General features: G+C 67.9%; 14 protein-coding genes. 2 read left to right on the forward strand and 12 right to left on the reverse strand.

The window, feature by feature from the left end:
- Positions 1-14: 14 nt before the first annotated feature.
- Complete coding sequence (locus tag ACSFBF_RS09695; RefSeq protein ID WP_435466361.1) at positions 15-542, reverse strand: SRPBCC family protein; 528 nt, start codon at positions 540-542, stop codon at positions 15-17.
- Between the two features lie 53 nt (positions 543-595).
- On the reverse strand, positions 596-1,033 hold the full coding sequence (locus ACSFBF_RS09700) for a VOC family protein (protein WP_435466363.1): 438 nt from the start codon (positions 1,031-1,033) through the stop codon (positions 596-598).
- A gap of 131 nt (positions 1,034-1,164) precedes the next feature.
- On the opposite strand from ACSFBF_RS09700, the gene ACSFBF_RS09705 reads away from it, so the two are divergent.
- Positions 1,165-1,818 carry a TetR/AcrR family transcriptional regulator gene (locus ACSFBF_RS09705; RefSeq protein WP_435459207.1) on the forward strand — a complete coding sequence of 218 codons (654 nt, stop codon included), beginning with the start codon at positions 1,165-1,167 and terminating at the stop codon, positions 1,816-1,818.
- A gap of 17 nt (positions 1,819-1,835) precedes the next feature.
- On the opposite strand, the gene ACSFBF_RS09710 is transcribed toward ACSFBF_RS09705, so the two are convergent.
- From ACSFBF_RS09710 to ACSFBF_RS09755, 10 genes are all read right to left on the reverse strand, one after another.
- Positions 1,836-2,327 carry a MarR family winged helix-turn-helix transcriptional regulator gene (locus ACSFBF_RS09710; protein WP_435466365.1) on the reverse strand — a complete coding sequence of 164 codons (492 nt, stop codon included), beginning with the start codon at positions 2,325-2,327 and terminating at the stop codon, positions 1,836-1,838.
- A gap of 46 nt (positions 2,328-2,373) precedes the next feature.
- Complete coding sequence (locus ACSFBF_RS09715; protein WP_435466367.1) at positions 2,374-4,131, reverse strand: acyl-CoA dehydrogenase family protein; 1,758 nt, start codon at positions 4,129-4,131, stop codon at positions 2,374-2,376.
- Positions 4,132-4,164: 33 nt separating this feature from the next.
- A complete protein-coding gene (locus ACSFBF_RS09720; RefSeq protein WP_435466369.1) occupies positions 4,165-5,907 on the reverse strand; it encodes a tannase/feruloyl esterase family alpha/beta hydrolase in 1,743 nt (580 codons plus the stop codon).
- A 46-nt stretch (positions 5,908-5,953) separates the two neighbouring features.
- Positions 5,954-6,688: an ABC transporter ATP-binding protein gene (locus tag ACSFBF_RS09725; protein WP_435466371.1), complete on the reverse strand. Its 735-nt coding sequence runs from the start codon at positions 6,686-6,688 to the stop codon at positions 5,954-5,956.
- Between the two features lies 1 nt (position 6,689).
- Positions 6,690-8,501 carry a branched-chain amino acid ABC transporter ATP-binding protein/permease gene (locus tag ACSFBF_RS09730; protein WP_435466373.1) on the reverse strand — a complete coding sequence of 604 codons (1,812 nt, stop codon included), beginning with the start codon at positions 8,499-8,501 and terminating at the stop codon, positions 6,690-6,692.
- Between the two features lie 336 nt (positions 8,502-8,837).
- On the reverse strand, positions 8,838-9,878 hold the full coding sequence (locus ACSFBF_RS09735) for a branched-chain amino acid ABC transporter permease (protein ID WP_435466375.1): 1,041 nt from the start codon (positions 9,876-9,878) through the stop codon (positions 8,838-8,840).
- Positions 9,879-9,900: 22 nt separating this feature from the next.
- Positions 9,901-11,046, reverse strand: a complete 1,146-nt coding sequence (locus ACSFBF_RS09740) for an ABC transporter substrate-binding protein (RefSeq protein ID WP_435466377.1) — start codon at positions 11,044-11,046, stop codon at positions 9,901-9,903.
- 55 nt (positions 11,047-11,101) lie between these two features.
- Positions 11,102-11,866 (reverse strand): SDR family NAD(P)-dependent oxidoreductase, encoded by a 765-nt coding sequence (locus ACSFBF_RS09745; RefSeq protein ID WP_435466379.1) that lies wholly within the window; start codon positions 11,864-11,866, stop codon positions 11,102-11,104.
- A gap of 21 nt (positions 11,867-11,887) precedes the next feature.
- Positions 11,888-13,741, reverse strand: coding sequence for a feruloyl-CoA synthase (locus ACSFBF_RS09750; protein WP_435466381.1), 1,854 nt, complete (start codon positions 13,739-13,741; stop codon positions 11,888-11,890).
- Positions 13,738-14,511 carry a crotonase/enoyl-CoA hydratase family protein gene (locus ACSFBF_RS09755; RefSeq protein WP_435466383.1) on the reverse strand — a complete coding sequence of 258 codons (774 nt, stop codon included), beginning with the start codon at positions 14,509-14,511 and terminating at the stop codon, positions 13,738-13,740. Before ACSFBF_RS09755 ends, ACSFBF_RS09750 begins: the two co-directional genes overlap by 4 nt.
- Before the next feature lie 104 nt (positions 14,512-14,615).
- Here ACSFBF_RS09755 and ACSFBF_RS09760 point away from each other — a divergent pair, with 104 nt between their 5' ends.
- On the forward strand, positions 14,616-15,482 hold the full coding sequence (locus tag ACSFBF_RS09760) for an amidohydrolase family protein (RefSeq protein WP_435466385.1): 867 nt from the start codon (positions 14,616-14,618) through the stop codon (positions 15,480-15,482).
- The last annotated feature ends 15 nt before the right edge of the window (positions 15,483-15,497 follow it).

The raw sequence follows: 15,497 nt of genomic DNA on the forward strand, positions 1-15,497 counted from the left end.
TTTCCTTTTGGGGGTTACTTTTCGGTGGCCGTCTTGAGATTGGCAAGGCCCGCTTCGAAGTCCTTGCCGATCATCTGGTCCATGTTGAAGAAGATGCCCATGAGCTTTGCGACGTAGGGGCTGGGGCCGTACATGGCCCAGGTGACCTGCGTTGCATTGCCCTGGGGCTGCAGCGTGAACTCGGCCGTGTTGTGGCCTTCGAATGGCTTGATGAAGTCGAGCTTGATCGCGACCTTCGACGAAGGCGCCGACTCCACGATCTCCATGCTCCCTGCGCCCGCCTTGTCGTTGCCCTCCCAGGCGTAGGTGGCGCCCTTGCCGCTCGCCGTGCCGCCGAAGGTGCGCTTCATTGCGGGGTCGAGCTTTTCGTAGGGCGACCAGGCGTTCCAGCGGTGGAAGTCGTCGATCAGCGGAAAGATCTTCTCGGCCGGCGCGTCGATGCGCGCGGTGCGTTCCACGCGGAAGGTGTCGGGCCGGGTGGCCGCGAAGATCAGCAGCGCGGCGATCGCGAGGACGACGACGAGGGCAATTTTCTTGAGCATGGCAGGGCTCTCTCTGGAGATTCTGGATATGGATGGAAAGAAGGTGCGCGGGATCAGGTGGGTTGCGCTACGACCAGCAGCCAGCCCACGCCGAAGCGATCGGTCAGCATGCCGAAGTTCGAGGTGAAGAAGGTCGGCATCAGCGGCTGCATGACCTGGCCGCCTTCGGCCAGTGCGTTGAACCACTTGACGACTTCGGTGTCGGTGCTGGCGGTGAGCGCGAGCATGATGCCCTCGAACTTCGCCTGGCCCGAGCAGCGGCCGTCGGAGGCCATCAACTCGGTGTCGCCGATGCGGAACACCGCGTGCATCACCTTGTCGGCACCGGGCGTGCCGCCGGCGCAACCGGCTTCGGCATTCTCCGAAGGGGCTCCTGCAGGCGCTTCGCTGTAGCGCATGAGCTGCACGACCTCGGCGCCGAGCGCCTTCTTGTAGAAGCCGAGCGCTTCGTCGCAGCGGCCTTCGAATGAGAGGTAAGACTGGACTTTCATTGCGATTCCTTTGGATTGGAGAGGTGACTCGGAGGCCCCCGGTGTCATGGGCCGCAAACAATTTGATTAGTTTGTGTACACCGTCCACAAAGAATAACAGGGATAATGGACAGTGTCCACATGGAATTGCAATGAAGCTCAACAACGTCCCCGACAGCCTGCCGCCCGCCCGCAGCACCTATCGCCACGGCGATCTGCGCCGGGCGCTGCTGGACGCGGGCATCGAACTGGCGCGCGACGGCGGCCCCGGCGCGGTGGTGCTGCGCGAGGCCACGCGGCGCGCGGGTGTGGTGCCCAATGCGGCATACAGGCACTTCGGCAGCCGGCAGGAGCTGTTGCTGGCGGTGCGCGAGGCGGCCCTGGCCGCGGCGGCGACTGCGATGGAAAAGGAGCTGGCGGTGCTGCCCTGCGACCAGCCGCCCGCCGACTTTGCGCGGGCGCAGGTGCGCGCCGTCGGCACCGCTTATCTACGCTTCGCGCAGGCCGAGCCAGGTCTGTTCCGCACGGCCTTCGTGATCTCCGATGAGGGCAGCGGCGAACTCGGCCCGGGCAAGGCGGGTGCCAGCGGGCTGGACCCGTTCCAGCTGCTGGGCAAGGCCATCGACCGGCTGGTGGACGCGGGCGTGCTCGACCCGGCGCGGCGCCCGAATGCCGAATACCTCGCGTGGAGTGCGGTGCACGGGTTGGCGCTGCTCATCATCGATGGGCCGCTGCGCGAGCTCCCGGCTGAGGCCGCCCACAGCCTTGGCCAACAGCTGATCGATATGGTCGAGCGGGGCCTGTAGGAAGCAGGCCCGGAGCCTCAGAAGTAGATTTTCTGCAGCAGCCGGATCAGCGTGTCGCGCTCCCGCGCAGTGAGCTTGGCGCTGGCATCGGCTTCGAGCTGGATCACGGTCTGCTCGGCCTCACGGACCAGCGCCTCACCAGCCGCCGTGAGATGCAGCCCGACGGCGCGGCCGTCGTGCGGGTGGGGGCGGCGTTCAATGAGGCCCCGGCTGTCCAGCGTGGCCACCAGGCTCACGAGGTTCGGCGGAAGAATGTCCAGTGCGTTGCACAGCTGCCGCGACGTGGCGCCCGGGTTGTGCGCCAGCAGCGACAGCACTGAAAAGTCGATCTGCTTGAGCCCATAGGGCGCCATGCGCTCCGCGAAGAAGGCGCTGACGATCAGCCACGCTCGGCGCGCGTTGTAGCCGACCAGGGTTTCGAGCATGCGTGCGTCGAGCCGGTCCGGCTTGCCTTGCGGCACTACGGCCTGCTCGCCTCTGGCGGGGGCGGGTTTCGGGGAGGGTGGCATGGCCCGAGCGTAACCGCGAGTGAGGGCATACGAACGCTTCGAGTGGCTAGTTGGCGACACCCGGGGGCGTCGCGGCATGGTGGCTCAGGGCCACCGTCTCGCAGGCCCGCTTGACGATGCCCAGCCGCATTTCGAACTCGGGCAGCACCCAGCGGCGGAAGGCGGCGGCGGCCCGGGCCTTTTCCAGGTCATGCGGTGCCGTTGCCTCGATGCGCGCCCAGGCCCACGCCATCATCGCGAGCATCGTCACGCGCAGGTAGTCGTCGGCCACCTCGTACGGCAGCACCGGGTTGGCATGTGCCGCCATGGCCACGGTGGTGCCCAGGTAGCGCAGCTGCGCCAGCCGGCGCTGCACGTCGGCATCGGCCTCGCGCGAGGCGTCGAGCGTGTCGCGCAGCTCGAGCAGCACGGCCGACATGCCCACGCCGCCATCGGGCAGCACCTTGCGCACCAGCAGGTCGATGGCCTGGATCTCGTTGGTGCCCTCGTAGATCATGGTCACGCGCGCGTCGCGCACGATCTGCTCGATGCCCCATTCGCGCACGTAGCCGTGGCCGCCGAACACCTGCAGGCATTCGCTCGCGCCGTGAAAGGCCTGGTGCGTGCACGCGGCCTTCAGCACCGGCGTGACGAACGAACACCAGCGCTGCGCGCGCTCGCGGGTCTTGGGGTCGGCGTCGTGCGCGGCGACGTCGAGCATCAGCGCGCTGCGGTAGGCGAGGGTGCGCGCGCCGTCGATCCAGGCGCGCTGCGTGTCGAGGATGCGGCGCACGGCCGGATGTTCGGCGATCAGGTCGGCCGGCTCGCTGCCCCGGCTGGCGGGCACGGGGCCGGGAGCGCGCATCTGGCGGCGCTCGGCGGCATAGGCGTCGGCCTTCTGCCAGGCGGCGTCGAGCAGGCCGATGCCTTGCAGCGCCACGTGCAGGCGCGCCGAATTCATCATCACGAACATCGCGGCCAGTCCGCGGCCGGGCTCGCCGACCAGCCAGCCGGTGGCGTCGTCGAAGCGCATCGTGCAGGTGGGGCTGCCGTGCAGGCCCATCTTTTCCTCGATGCGTTCGCAGTGCACCGCGTTGCGTGTGCCGTCAGGCAGCAGCTTGGGCACGAGCACCAGCGACAGGCCCTTGGGGCCGGCGGGTGCATCGGGCAGGCGGCACAGCACGAGGTGCACGATGTTCGGCGTCAGGTCGTGCTCGCCGCCGGAAATGAAGATCTTGCCGCCGCTCACCCGCAGGCTGCCGTCGGCCTGCCCCATCTGCGGTGTGGCGCGCGTGCGCACCTGGCCCAGGTCGCTGCCCGCATGGGCTTCGGTGAGGCACATGGTGGCAAGCCACTCGCCGGTCGCGATCTTCTGCAGATAGCGCTGCTTCAGCTCCTCGCTGCCATGGTGCTTGAGGCAGGCATACGCGCCGTGCAGCAGGCCGGGCGCCATCGTGAGGCCATGGTTGGCGGCGGCCAGCCATTCGTAGAGCACCGCTTCGAGCACCGCGGGCAGGCCCTGGCCGCCGTCTTCCGTTGCGGCCGACAGCGCGGGCCAGCCGCCATCGACGAAGGCCTGGTACGCCTCGCGAAAGCCCGGCGGCGAGACGACTTCGCCATCGGCAAAGCGGCAGCCGATTTCGTCGCCGCCATGGTTGATGGGCGCCACCACCTCGCCGACGAAGCGGCCCGCCTCTTCGAGCACCTGCGATTGCAGGGCCTCGTCGACTTCGGCAAAAGGCGCGAGCGCAGCCAGGCGCGCGGGCGCGTTGAGCACGGCATTGAGCAGGAAGCTGACGTCTTCGGGGCGGGGCTGGTAATCCATCGGGGGCTCGGTAACTCGGTATCAGGGTCGGTATCAGGGCGTCGGGAGCTTGCAGGCGAAGCTGCTCGCGCGTTCGGTGTCGCCGCCGGTGTAGGTTGCAACTTGCGGGTAGGGGCACAGCGGCCGCGTGCGTTGCGCCGACCAGTTGGCCGGCACCTCTGTGTTGGGCACGGGCGTGCCCGCGCCACGCGCCGAGGCGGTGACCGATGCGGGCGCCTTGCCCTGCTCGACCCAGTCGACCAGCGCGCTCAGCATGTCGAACTGGTCGGTGGCCGGGCCGCCCGCGCAGTGGTTCATGCCGGGCACCGGGAAGTAGCGTGCAAACGACGAGGCATCGCCGCCATTCGCGGCCTGCACACGGTCGTACCAGGCGGCGGTGTCGTCGGACGAGAACACCGGGTCGCTGGTGCCGTGGTAGACGATCATCCGGCCGCCGCGGTCGCGCAGCGCGCCCAGGTTGGCCGCGTCGGGCGGCGTCATGAACGACAGGGCCGATTCGCGGAACACGCCATCGGTGGCCGCGATGCGCGGTGCGTCGCGGTCCATGTCGAAGCCCAGCGCGAAGGGCAGGCCCTGCGGCCGATCGGCCAGCGGCGGCGTGCTGAAGATGAAGCCCACGGCACCCGCGTCGCGCGTCGGCGGGCTCGCGAACTTCCACTCACGCCAGTTGGCGCCGCTCACGCCTGCGTCGAACGGGAAGCTGCTGTAGATCGTCTGGCCCGCGCCGTTGCGCGCACCCTTGAAGACATTGGCGAGCGCCTTCTTCTGCGGCGCGCTGAGGCACATGCCGTCACGCGTACCCGCGGCGCAGGTAGGCACCGCCGTCTGGATGTCGAAGCGCGTCCTGCAGGCATTGACGTTCGACACGATGCCGTCGGCCAGGCCGTCGAGCGCGTCGCAGCGCTGCAGCACCTTGTCGGCCACCAGCTTCAGCTCGGCCGGCGTGAACGCGCTCTGCAGATCGGGCTGGCCGGCGGGCGTCTTCGCGCTGGCCACCGTCGCGTATTGCTGCGCGCCGTAGAGCTGCGCTACCGCCGCCTTCGGCAGGTTGAAGCCGGGGTCGCCTGCGAGGATGCCGTCGTACTGGTTGGCCGAGCGTACTGCAGCCACCATCGCGTGCCGCCCGCCGTTGGAGCAGCCGCCGAAGTAGGAGCGGTCGGGCCCGCGGCCATAGGCCTTGGAAATCAGATTCTTGGCCATCGGCGTGAGTTGCGCGACCGCGTTGTAGCCATAGTCGAGCCGCGCTTGCGGGTCGAGCCCGAAGCGTGGGCCCATCGAGCCTGCATGGCCCGCGTCGGAACTGATGACGGCAAAGCCCATCTGCAGCGCGCTGCTGCGCGGGCCACCGCCACCGATGCCGCCGAGCGCCGGCAGCACCACACCGTCGAGCCCGCCGTTGGCCTGGTAGAAGAAGCGACCGTTCCATGCGACGGGCAGCCGCATCTCGAAGCCGATGGCGTAGCGCTGGTTGTCGACGGGGCTCGTGCGTTCGTTCATGCGGCCCTGCACGAGGCAGTGAGCGGGCGCGGCCATGGTTGCGTTGCCAATCGTGACGGTGCCGGCCGGCACGTCGGTGACCGAGGTGTAGACCGTGCCCGGCAGCGCGGCGCGGGCAGCAAGATCGGTGCAGGCCTGCAGCGTGCCGGGCCGCGCGGCGGCCAGTGGCGCATGCGATGCATTCGGCGCAGGGGGCCGGCCCGCGCAGGCCGCGAGCAATGCGGCAACGCCGAGCGCGGTTGCGCACAGGCCGAGGTGGACGTGGCTCTGTCGGGTCATCAAGTTGTCTCCTTGCCGCGCATGCCGCGGCTTTCTTTTCTTCTCGTCAGGCGGCTTTTCTTGCCGTGCCCAGGTAGGTGTCGATCACGCGCGAATCGACCGCGAGTTCTTGCGCCTTGCCTTCCAGGCTCACGCTGCCCATCTCGAGCACATAGCCGTGGTCCGCCACTTCGAGCGCGGCGCGTGCGTTCTGCTCCACCAGCAGAATCGTCACGCCCGTGGCGCGCAGCGCATCCACGGTGCGGAAGATCTCCTGCACCACCAGCGGCGCCAGGCCCAGGCTGGGTTCGTCGAGCATCAGCAGCGTGGGGCGCGACATCAGCGCGCGGCCCACCGCCAGCATCTGCCGCTCGCCGCCCGACAGCGTGCCGGCCAGCTGCGCGCGGCGCTCCTTCAGGCGCGGGAACAGCGTGTAGACCTCGTCGATGCGGTCGCGCCATTGCCTGTTGCGCAGCCGCACCTGGCGGAATGCGCCGAGCACGAGGTTGTCTTCGACCGGCATGGTGCCGAACAGCTCGCGCTTCTCGGGCACCAGCGCAATGCCGAGCATCACGCGCTCTTCGAGCGACAGCGCAGAGATCGGCTGGCCCTTGAACTCGATGACGCCTTTGGCGGGCAGCACGCCCATCAGCGCATTGAGCAGGGTGGACTTGCCGGCCCCGTTCGGGCCGATCACGGTGACGACGCTGCCCTGGTCGGCCTGCAGGTCGATGCCGTGCAGTACTTCGGCGCGGCCGTAGCCGGCGTGCAGGTTGCGGATGCGGAGCAAGGGGGTTGTCATGTCAGTGCTCCGTGCCCAGGTACGCGGCGCGCACCTTGTCGCTGTTCTGCACTTCGGCGGGCGTGCCCTCCATCAGGTGCGTGCCGAATTCCATCACCACGATGTGGTCGCAGATGTCCATCACCAGTCCCATGTCGTGCTCGACCAGCAGGATGCTCATGCCTTCGCCGCGCAGTTGCCGCAGCACCTTGCCCAGCGCTTCCTTTTCCTTGTGGCGCAGGCCGGCCGCGGGCTCGTCGAGCAGCAGCAGGGCCGGGTCGGCGCACAGTGCGCGTGCAATCTCCAGCAGGCGCTGCTGGCCCATCGCGAGGTTGCCCGCGAGTTCGTGCAGCAAGGCGCCCATGCCCACGCGCTGCAGCTGGCGCTCGGCCTCGCGGAACAGCGCGCGCTCTTCGGCGCGGTCGATCCGCAGCATGGCCGCGATGGCGCCCTTGCGCCCGCGCAGGTGCGCGCCCAGCGCCACGTTCTCCAGCACCGTCATGTCGGCCACCATCTTCACGTGCTGGAAGGTGCGCGACACGCCGCGCTGCGCGATCTGCCGTGCGCCCAGCCCGCCGATGCCTTCGCCACGGAAGCGCACGGCGCCGCCTGAAAGGCCGAGCACGCCGGTGATCAGGTTGAAGGTGGTCGACTTGCCCGCGCCGTTCGGCCCGATGAGGCCGACGATCTGGCCGGCGCGTGTCTGGAAGCTGATGTCGTTCACCGCCACCAGCCCGCCGAAGGTCTTGCGGATGGCCTGCACGTCGAGCACTACCTCGCCGGCTGCGGGCTTGGTGCGCGCGGGCAGGTCTTTCGCGTCTTGCCAGTCGACGCTGCGGCGCGGACGCGGCAGGCGCCGGTCGACAAAAGCCCAGAGCCCTTCGGGCAGGTACTTGAGCACCAGCACGATCATGATGCCGAACACGATCAGCTCATAGCTGCCGGCCGTGCCGATCAGCTTGGGCAGCAGCACCTGCAGCTGGTCTTCGAGCAGCTTGACCACGCCCGAGCCCGCGATGGCGCCCCACACATGGGCCGCGCCGCCGAGCACCGCCATGAACAGGTATTCGATGCCCATCTTCAGCCCGAAGGGCGAGGGGTTCACCGTGCGCTGGAAGTGCGCGAACAGCCAGCCCGAGATCGACGCGAGCATGGCCGCCAGCACGAAGATGCCGATCTTGAAGCGCAGCGTGTTCACGCCCATGGCCTCGGCCATCTGCGAGCCGCCCGCCAGCGAACGGATGGCGCGGCCGCTGCGCGAGTCGAGCAGGCGGATCACCGCAAACGCCGCGAGGATCGCAAAGGCCCAGACCACGCCGTAGAACAGCCGTTGCTGGCCGAACTCGAAGCCGAACAACGACAAGCCCTTCACGCCCAGGATGCCGTCGTACTTGCCCAGCGCATCGAGGTTGCCCATGAGGTAGTACAGCGACAGCGCCCACGCAATGGTGGCCAGCGGCAGGTAGTGCCCCGACATGCGCAGCGTGATCGCACCGATGATCGCGGCGCTGAGGCCAGTGAGCGCCAGCCCGATGAACAGCGTGACCCACGGCGACAGGCCGGTGTTCACCGTGAGGTAGGCGGTGGTGTACGCACCGATGCCCACGAACGCCGCCTGCCCGAAGGAGGTGAGGCCGCCCACGCCGGTGAGCAGCACCAGGCCCAGCACGGGCAGCGTGTAGATGCCGATGTAGTTGAGCTGAATGATCCAGAAGTCGGGCAGGGGCAACAGCGGCAGCGCGATCAGCACCAGGATCAACGCGAGCGGGCCCCAGGTGCGCAGCGCGCTCTTGTCGGGCACGCGGGCCGAAGAAGTGTTCAGTAGCGCTTCCATGTCAGTGATCCATTGCGCGTTGTTTCGCTTGCTTGTCGTGGGTTTGTCCGGGGCGCGTGCGAAGAGCGCCGGGTGCTCCCCTCCGCGAATGTCCCCCGCCTTCGGCTCCTCCTTTATTTCGCTGCGGGGAGCACCCGACGCTCTTCGCACAAGGGGCGTCGCGCTTGTGCTGGCTGGTCAACAACTGCTCTGAACAACGCTCACGTCGATGGGGTGCCTTGCGCAGCGAAATAAAGGAGGAGGCCGCAGGCCGGGGGACATTCGCGGAGCAAGGTACCCCGTCGGCGTGAGCGCGTCCCGAGCGCACAGTGCGACGAATCGAAGAGAAGCAGTTCATCAGTGCTCCTCATCCGAATGCCCGCTTCGCAGCGAACGCCACAGCAGCACCGGCAGGATGATGGTGAACACGATCACTTCCTTGAACGAGCTGGCCCAGAACGAGCCGAACGCCTCGATGACGCCCACGGCCAGCGCGCCAAGCAACGCACCGGGGTAGCTGGCGAGACCACCGATCACACCAGCCACGAAGCCTTTCAGGCCGATGAGAAAACCCGAGTCGTAGAACACCGTGGTGGTCGGCCCGATCAGCAGGCCTGAGAGCGCACCGATCAGCGCCGCCATCGCGAAGGTGAGCTGCCCCGCCGCCTGCGTCGAGATGCCCATCAGTCGCGCGCCCAGCCGGTTCACCGCTGTGGCCCGCAGTGCCTTGCCGTACAGGCTGCGCTCGAAGAACAGCCAGAGCAGCACGATCAGCGCGGCCGACACGCCGAAGATGATCAGCGCCTGCCCGCTCACGTTGAGCGGCCCGAGCGCCATGCGCTCGTCCCAGAACGGCGGGTTGCGAAAGCCTTCCGCGCCGAAGAACAGCAGGCCCAGCCCGGTCATCGCAAAGTGCACGCCCACCGAGACGATCAGCAGCACCAGCGAACTCGCGCCCGCCAGCGACTGATACGCCACGCGGTACACCAGCGGCCCGAAGGCCGTGACGATGAACACCGTGAGCAGCGCTTGCACGCCGATCGGCAGGTTGCGCGGCCCGGCCCAGGCCGAGATCGCGCAGATGACGGCCGGCGCTGCGAACGTGCGCAGCGCTGCCTTCAGTCCGCTCGCCGCGCTGCCGCTGTGCCGCCAGGTAGTGACCAGGTCCATCAGCGCGGCAACGCCGGCCAATATGAGCAGCAGCCACACCGTGCCCGGCGTCTTGCCGGTCTGGAAGATCGCCAGCGTCAGCGCGCCGTACGCCACGAATTCGCCCTGCGGGATGAAGATGACGCGGGTCACCGTGAAGACGAGCACGATGCCCATGCCCAGCAGGGCATAGATCGCGCCATTGGTGAGTCCGTCCAGCGTCAGGATGCTGGCGATTGAAAGATCCATGGCGTGAGGTCGTGGCGAAGGATTACTGTTCGACCTTGAAGGCGCCGTTCACCACCTTGAGCATCACGCCGGTCTCGGTCGTGTAGCCCCAGTGGTCCTGCGCCGTCCAGTTGAGCACGCCGTGCGCGAGCACCGTGCGGCCCATGCTTTCGAGCGCGTCGCGCAGTGCGGCGCGGAACTCCGGCGTGCCGGGCTTGGCCTTCTTGAGCGCGACCGGCACGGCCTTTTCGAGCACCGTGAGCGCGTCGACCGAATGGCCGGCGAACTGGTTGCGCGAGCCGGGGCCATAAACCTTCTCGTAGCCCTGCACGAAAGCGACCGCGGCGGCCTTCGACGGATGGCTGTCGGGCAGTTGCTCCGCCACGGTGGCGGGGCCCGACACCACGAAGGTGCCTTCGGCGTCCTTGCCGGCGGTGCGCATCAAGTCTTGCGTGGCGGCGGCGTGCGTCTGGTAGACCTTGCCCTTGTAGCCGCGCTCCATCACCGCTTTTTGCGGCATGCCGGCGCCGCTGCCCGAGGCCACGATGAGGATCGCATCCGGGTTGGCGGAGGTGAGCTTCAGCACCTGGCCGGTCACGCTGGTGTCGGCGCGCGCGAAGCGCTCGGTGGCGACGATCTTGATGCCGTTCTTCGCGGCTTCGGCGGTCAGCGCCTTGAGCCACAGCTCGCCGTAGGCGTCGGTGTAGCCGAGGAAGCCGACCGTCTTCACGTTCTGCTTCTTCATGTGCGCGACCAACGCGAAGGCCATCACGTCGTTCGACTGCGGCAGGCGGAAGAACCATTTGTCCTTGCCCGGCGGCAGGCCGGCTGGTGCGGTGGCGATCTGCGGTGTGCCGGCCTCGGCGGTCACGTCGGCCATCGGGATGGCGACCGGCGTGGCGCTGGAGCCTACGATCACATCGACCTTGTCTTCGGTGACGAGGCGCTGCGCGTCCTTCACGCCGGTGGTCGGGTCGGTGGCATCGTCGAGCACGACGACCTTCAGCGTTTCGCCCGCGATGGTCTTGGGCCAGATCATGATGCCGTTCTTCACCGGAATGCCCAGGCCCGAGGCGGGGCCGGTGAGCGGCTGCACCACGCCGATGGTGATGTCGGCATGGGCCATGCCGACCATGCCGGTGGCCATGAGCGCCAGCACGGCGGCGAGGGTGGTCTTCTTGAAGGTCATCGATGTCTCCTGATACGTTGTAAGGCGGGAACTCGGGAACGCGAAAAGGTGCGGCTCAGCGCGGCGCCATGCGCAGCGCGCCGTCGAGGCGGATCACCTCGCCGTTGAGGTGGCCGTTGGTGACGACGTGGCAGGCCAGTTCGGCGAATTCCGAGGGCTTGCCCAGGCGCGGCGGGAACGGGATGGACGCGGCCAGCGAGTGCTGCACCGCCTCGGGCAGCTCCAGCAGCAGCGGCGTGGCGAACAGGCCGGGCGCCACGGTGCACACGCGGATGGCGTGCTGCGCAAGGTCGCGCGCCATCGGCAGCGTCATGCCGACCAGGCCGCCCTTGGAGGCGCTGTAGGCCTGCTGGCCCACCTGGCCGTCGAAGGCGGCGACCGAGGCGGTGAAGAGCATCACGCCTTTTTCGCCGTTGTCGAGCGCGTCGAGCTTGGCACAGCGCGCGGCGAACAGGCGCGCCATGTTGTAGCCGCCGATCAGGTTGATGTTGACCACGCGCACGAAGTCTTCGAGCGGCGCGGGGTTGCCGTCTTTGCCGACTATGCGCTTGGCGCTGCCGATGCCGGCCACGTTCATCAGGATGCGCGCGGTGCCGTGCGCTGCGGCAGCCTTGTCGAGCGCGGCGTTCACGCTGTCGGTGTCGGTGATGTCGCAGGCGCAGGCGACGCCGCCGATCTCCGCCGCTACCTTCTCGGCGAGCGCGGCGTTGCGGTCGAGCACGGCGACTTTGGCGCCCAGGCGGGCGAGTTCGCGCGCGGTGGCTTCGCCGAGGCCCGATGCGCCGCCGGTGACGAGGGCGGCTTGTCCTTCGATCTTCATTCTTGTGTCTCCTGGATGGGGTTAGCGGGGCTTGACGGTGAAAGGCAGCGTGCCGTCGTGCATCGCATCGGCCAGCTCGGCGCGGTGCTTGAGCACGGAGCGTTGGTTGATGGAGCCCTTGTCGGTCACTTCGCCCTTGTCGATGGACGGCGGCTCGGCCATCAGGTGCAGCCGCGCGATGCGGTTGGCGCTGCCGGTGGCGCTTGCGGCCAGCGTGTCGGCGACCTGCTGGAAGTGCGCCTGCACCGGTGCGCTTTCGAGCACCTGCTGCATCGTTGCATCGGGGGCCAGGCCGGCAAGCTGCCGCACTTTCTGCGTCGGGAAGATCAGCGCGCCGACTTCCTTCAGGTTGATGCCGGTCAGCACCGCGTCTTGCACGTACGGCGCGCCGGCCGCGATGATCTTCGCGCGCATCGGGCCCACGCTCACGAAGGTGCCGGTGGCGAGCTTGAAGTCTTCTGCGATGCGGCCGTCGAAGCGCAGGCCTCGGTGGATGTTGTCGTCGTCTATCCACTTCACGGCGTCGCCGGTGGAGAAGAAGCCTTCGTCGTCGAAGGCCTCTGCCGTGGCATCGGGTGCGCGCCAGTAGCCGGGCGTGATGTTGGGGCCGCGGTAGCGCACCTCGGTCTTGCCGTCGACGTCGATCAGCTTCAATTCGATGCCGGGGGCGGGCAGGCCCACGTCGCCCGACTTCACGTCGGGGCCGGTCACGTAGAGCGCGAAGGGGCCCGATTCGGTCATGCCGAGGCCGGTGCCCATGACGATGCGCTCGCCGACTTCAGACTCCTGCGTCTTGTGCAAGCTGTCCCACACGGGCTGCGACAGCGCGGCGCCCGAGTAGAAGAACATCTTCACGCGCGACAGCAGGTTGCGGCGCAGCACCGCATCGGTTTCCATGGCGTGCGCGATGGCCTCGAAGCCGGTGGGCACGTTGAAGTAGATGGTGGGCGCAATCTCGCGCAGGTTGCGCAGCGTCTCGGCCATGCCGGCGGGCGTGGGCTTGCCGTCGTCGACGTAGAGCGTGCCGCCGTTGTCCAGCACGATGCCCACGTTGTGGTTGCCGCCGAAGGTGTGGTTCCAGGGCAGCCAGTCGACCAGCACGGGCGGCTCTTCGCCCAGCGCGGGAATCGACTGGCGCAGCTGCTGCTGGTTGGCGCACCACATGCGGTGCGTGTTGATCACCGCCTTGGGCATCTTGGTGGAGCCCGAGGTGAAGAGGAACTTGGTGATGGTGTCGGGGCCGGTCGACTGCATGGCTTCGTCGATGGCGGGAGTGGCGGGTGTCGAACTCAGTGCATCGAGCGAGGTGGTGGCGCGGCCTTCGAGCTGGCCTTCTGCAATCACGACCTCGGTCTCGGCGGGAACGACGGCTGCAATGGCGCGGCCGTAGCGCGCGGCATCGGTGGCGAACACGAGGCCGGGGGTCAGCGTGTCGAACACGTGGCGCAGCTTCTCGAAGTCCTGGCTCACGAGCGAGTAGGGCGGCGAGACGGGGCAGTAGGGCACGCCGGCATAGAGGCAGCCCAGCGCGAGCAGGGCGTGATCGATGCCGTTCTCGCTGAGGATGGCAACGGGGCGTTCGGCATTCAGGCCGCGGTTCAACAGGGCTTGTCCGATACCGCGTGCCTTCTGCAGTGCTTCCGCGTAGCTCACGCGAATCCAGTCGCCGGTGCTGCCGTCGGCCAGCCGTTCGCGGCGGGCGATGAAGGTGCGATCGGGCGTTTGCTCGGCCCAGTGCGCGAGGCGGTCGGTCATGCGCTCGCGGTAGGGCGCGAGCTGAGTCTCGGCGGTGAGGTACTGCGTGCCCGGCGCGCCGTCGCGCAGTACGGCGCGCGTCACGCCGAAGGCCAGGGGGCGGTATCGGACGGCGGTCATCCCTTGCTCACCTTGGCGCCGCGGCCTTCGAGGAAGTCGCGCACACGTTCCTTGGCTTCGGGCGCGGCCTGCACGATGCCGGAGATCAGCGCCTCGGTGAAGAAGCCGTGGTCGGCCGACTGTTCGGCGATGCGCGGCAGTGCGTGCATCAGCGCGTAGTTGGTCAGCGGTGCGTTGGTAGCGATGCGCTTCGCGAGCTCGAAGGCCTTGTCGAAGGCCGTGCCTTCGTCGACGAGGTACTGCGCGAAGTTGGCGCGCTCGCCGTCTTCGGCGTTGTAGACGCGGCCGGTCATCATCATGTCGGTCATGCGAGCCACGCCGATCAGCTTGGGAATGCGCACCGAGCCGCCGCCGCCGACGAAGATGCCGCGCGAGCCTTCGGGCAGCGCGTAGAAGGTGCTGCGGTCGGCCACGCGGATGTGGCAGGCGCTGGCCAGCTCGAGCCCGCCGCCGACCACCGCGCCGTGCAGCGCCGCTACTACCGGCACCGGGCCGTGCTGGATGAGGTCGAGCGCCGCGTGCCACATGCGCGAGTGCTGCAGGCCTTGGCCGGCGTCGCGTTCCTTCAGCTCGCTCAGGTCGAGGCCGGCGCAGAAATGCGGGCCTTCGCCGTCGAGCACCGCGGCGCGCACGGTGGAGGGCAGCTTTTCGAAGGTGTCGCGCAGCGCGAGGATCAGGCCGTCGGACAGCGCGTTGCGCTTGGCGCCACGCGTCAGGCGGACGATGGCGACTTCGTCGCGGAGCTCGATATGAAGGTCTGGATTGGTCATGATGGTGTTCGGGGTTGCGTTGGATTATGGTTATGAGAAATAATCAATTCAAGGCTTTCGAGCTTGCCCGATGCTAGGGACTTACCCGTACTGGAGACAAACACATGGACCACCAGAACCTGATTGCGATCGACATCCACACCCACGCCGAAGTGAGCTGCTGGAACCCTTTCGACAACTACGGCGAGGAATACGACCGCGCCGCCGACAAGTACTTCGGCTCCAGCGGCCGGCCCACCATTGCGGAGAGCGTGGCGTACTACCGTGAAAGAAAGATCGGCCTGGTGATGTTCATGGTCGATGCCGAATCGAACATGGGCCGCCGCCGCATCCCGAACGAGGAGATCGCCGAGGCCGCGAAGAACAACAGCGACATCATGATCGCCTTCGGCAGCATCGATCCGCACAAGGGAAAGATGGGCGCGCGCGAGGCGCGCAGGCTCATCGAGGAGCACGGCGTGAAGGGCTTCAAGTTTCACCCGACGGTGCAGGGCTACCACCCCTACGACAAGATGGCCTGGCCCATCTACGAAGTGATTGCCGAGTACGGCCTGCCGGCCATCTTCCACACCGGCCACAGCGGCATCGGCTCTGGCATGCGTTGCGGCGGCGGGCTGCGGCTGGAGTACAGCAACCCGATGCACCTGGACGACGTGGCCATCGACTTCCCCGACATGCAGATCGTGATGGCGCACCCCAGCTTCCCCTGGCAGGACGAGGCGCTGAGCGTGGCCACGCACAAGCCCAACGTGTGGATCGACCTGTCGGGCTGGAGCCCCAAGTACTTTCCGAAGCAGCTGGTGCAGTACGCCAATACGCTGCTGAAAGATCGCATCCTGTTCGGCAGCGACTACCCGCTGATCACGCCCGACCGCTGGATGCGCGACTTCGAGGCGGCGGGGTTCAAGCCCGAGGTGATGCCGGGCATCCTGAAGGGCAATGCGGTCAGGCTGCTGAAGCTGGAGGCCTGACAGGCGGCGCGGGCG

It is taken from the genome of Variovorax nivicola, assembly GCF_051216475.1.
Lineage (GTDB): Bacteria > Pseudomonadota > Gammaproteobacteria > Burkholderiales > Burkholderiaceae_C > Variovorax.

Bases quoted from the DNA above. Each gene is read 5' to 3' on its own strand.
- ACSFBF_RS09750 (WP_435466381.1), bottom strand. From the start codon at position 13,741: ATGACCGCCGTCCGATACCGCCCCCTGGCCTTCGGCGTGACGCGCGCC.
- ACSFBF_RS09700 (WP_435466363.1), bottom strand. From the start codon at position 1,033: ATGAAAGTCCAGTCTTACCTCTCATTCGAAGGCCGCTGCGACGAAGCG.
- ACSFBF_RS09755 (WP_435466383.1), bottom strand. From the start codon at position 14,511: ATGACCAATCCAGACCTTCATATCGAGCTCCGCGACGAAGTCGCCATC.
- ACSFBF_RS09705 (WP_435459207.1), top strand. From the start codon at position 1,165: ATGAAGCTCAACAACGTCCCCGACAGCCTGCCGCCCGCCCGCAGCACC.
- ACSFBF_RS09745 (WP_435466379.1), bottom strand. From the start codon at position 11,866: ATGAAGATCGAAGGACAAGCCGCCCTCGTCACCGGCGGCGCATCGGGC.
- ACSFBF_RS09735 (WP_435466375.1), bottom strand. From the start codon at position 9,878: ATGGATCTTTCAATCGCCAGCATCCTGACGCTGGACGGACTCACCAAT.
- ACSFBF_RS09715 (WP_435466367.1), bottom strand. From the start codon at position 4,131: ATGGATTACCAGCCCCGCCCCGAAGACGTCAGCTTCCTGCTCAATGCC.
- ACSFBF_RS09720 (WP_435466369.1), bottom strand. From the start codon at position 5,907: ATGACCCGACAGAGCCACGTCCACCTCGGCCTGTGCGCAACCGCGCTC.
- ACSFBF_RS09710 (WP_435466365.1), bottom strand. From the start codon at position 2,327: ATGCCACCCTCCCCGAAACCCGCCCCCGCCAGAGGCGAGCAGGCCGTA.
- ACSFBF_RS09760 (WP_435466385.1), top strand. From the start codon at position 14,616: ATGGACCACCAGAACCTGATTGCGATCGACATCCACACCCACGCCGAA.
- ACSFBF_RS09725 (WP_435466371.1), bottom strand. From the start codon at position 6,688: ATGACAACCCCCTTGCTCCGCATCCGCAACCTGCACGCCGGCTACGGC.
- ACSFBF_RS09730 (WP_435466373.1), bottom strand. From the start codon at position 8,501: ATGGAAGCGCTACTGAACACTTCTTCGGCCCGCGTGCCCGACAAGAGC.
- ACSFBF_RS09695 (WP_435466361.1), bottom strand. From the start codon at position 542: ATGCTCAAGAAAATTGCCCTCGTCGTCGTCCTCGCGATCGCCGCGCTG.
- ACSFBF_RS09740 (WP_435466377.1), bottom strand. From the start codon at position 11,046: ATGACCTTCAAGAAGACCACCCTCGCCGCCGTGCTGGCGCTCATGGCC.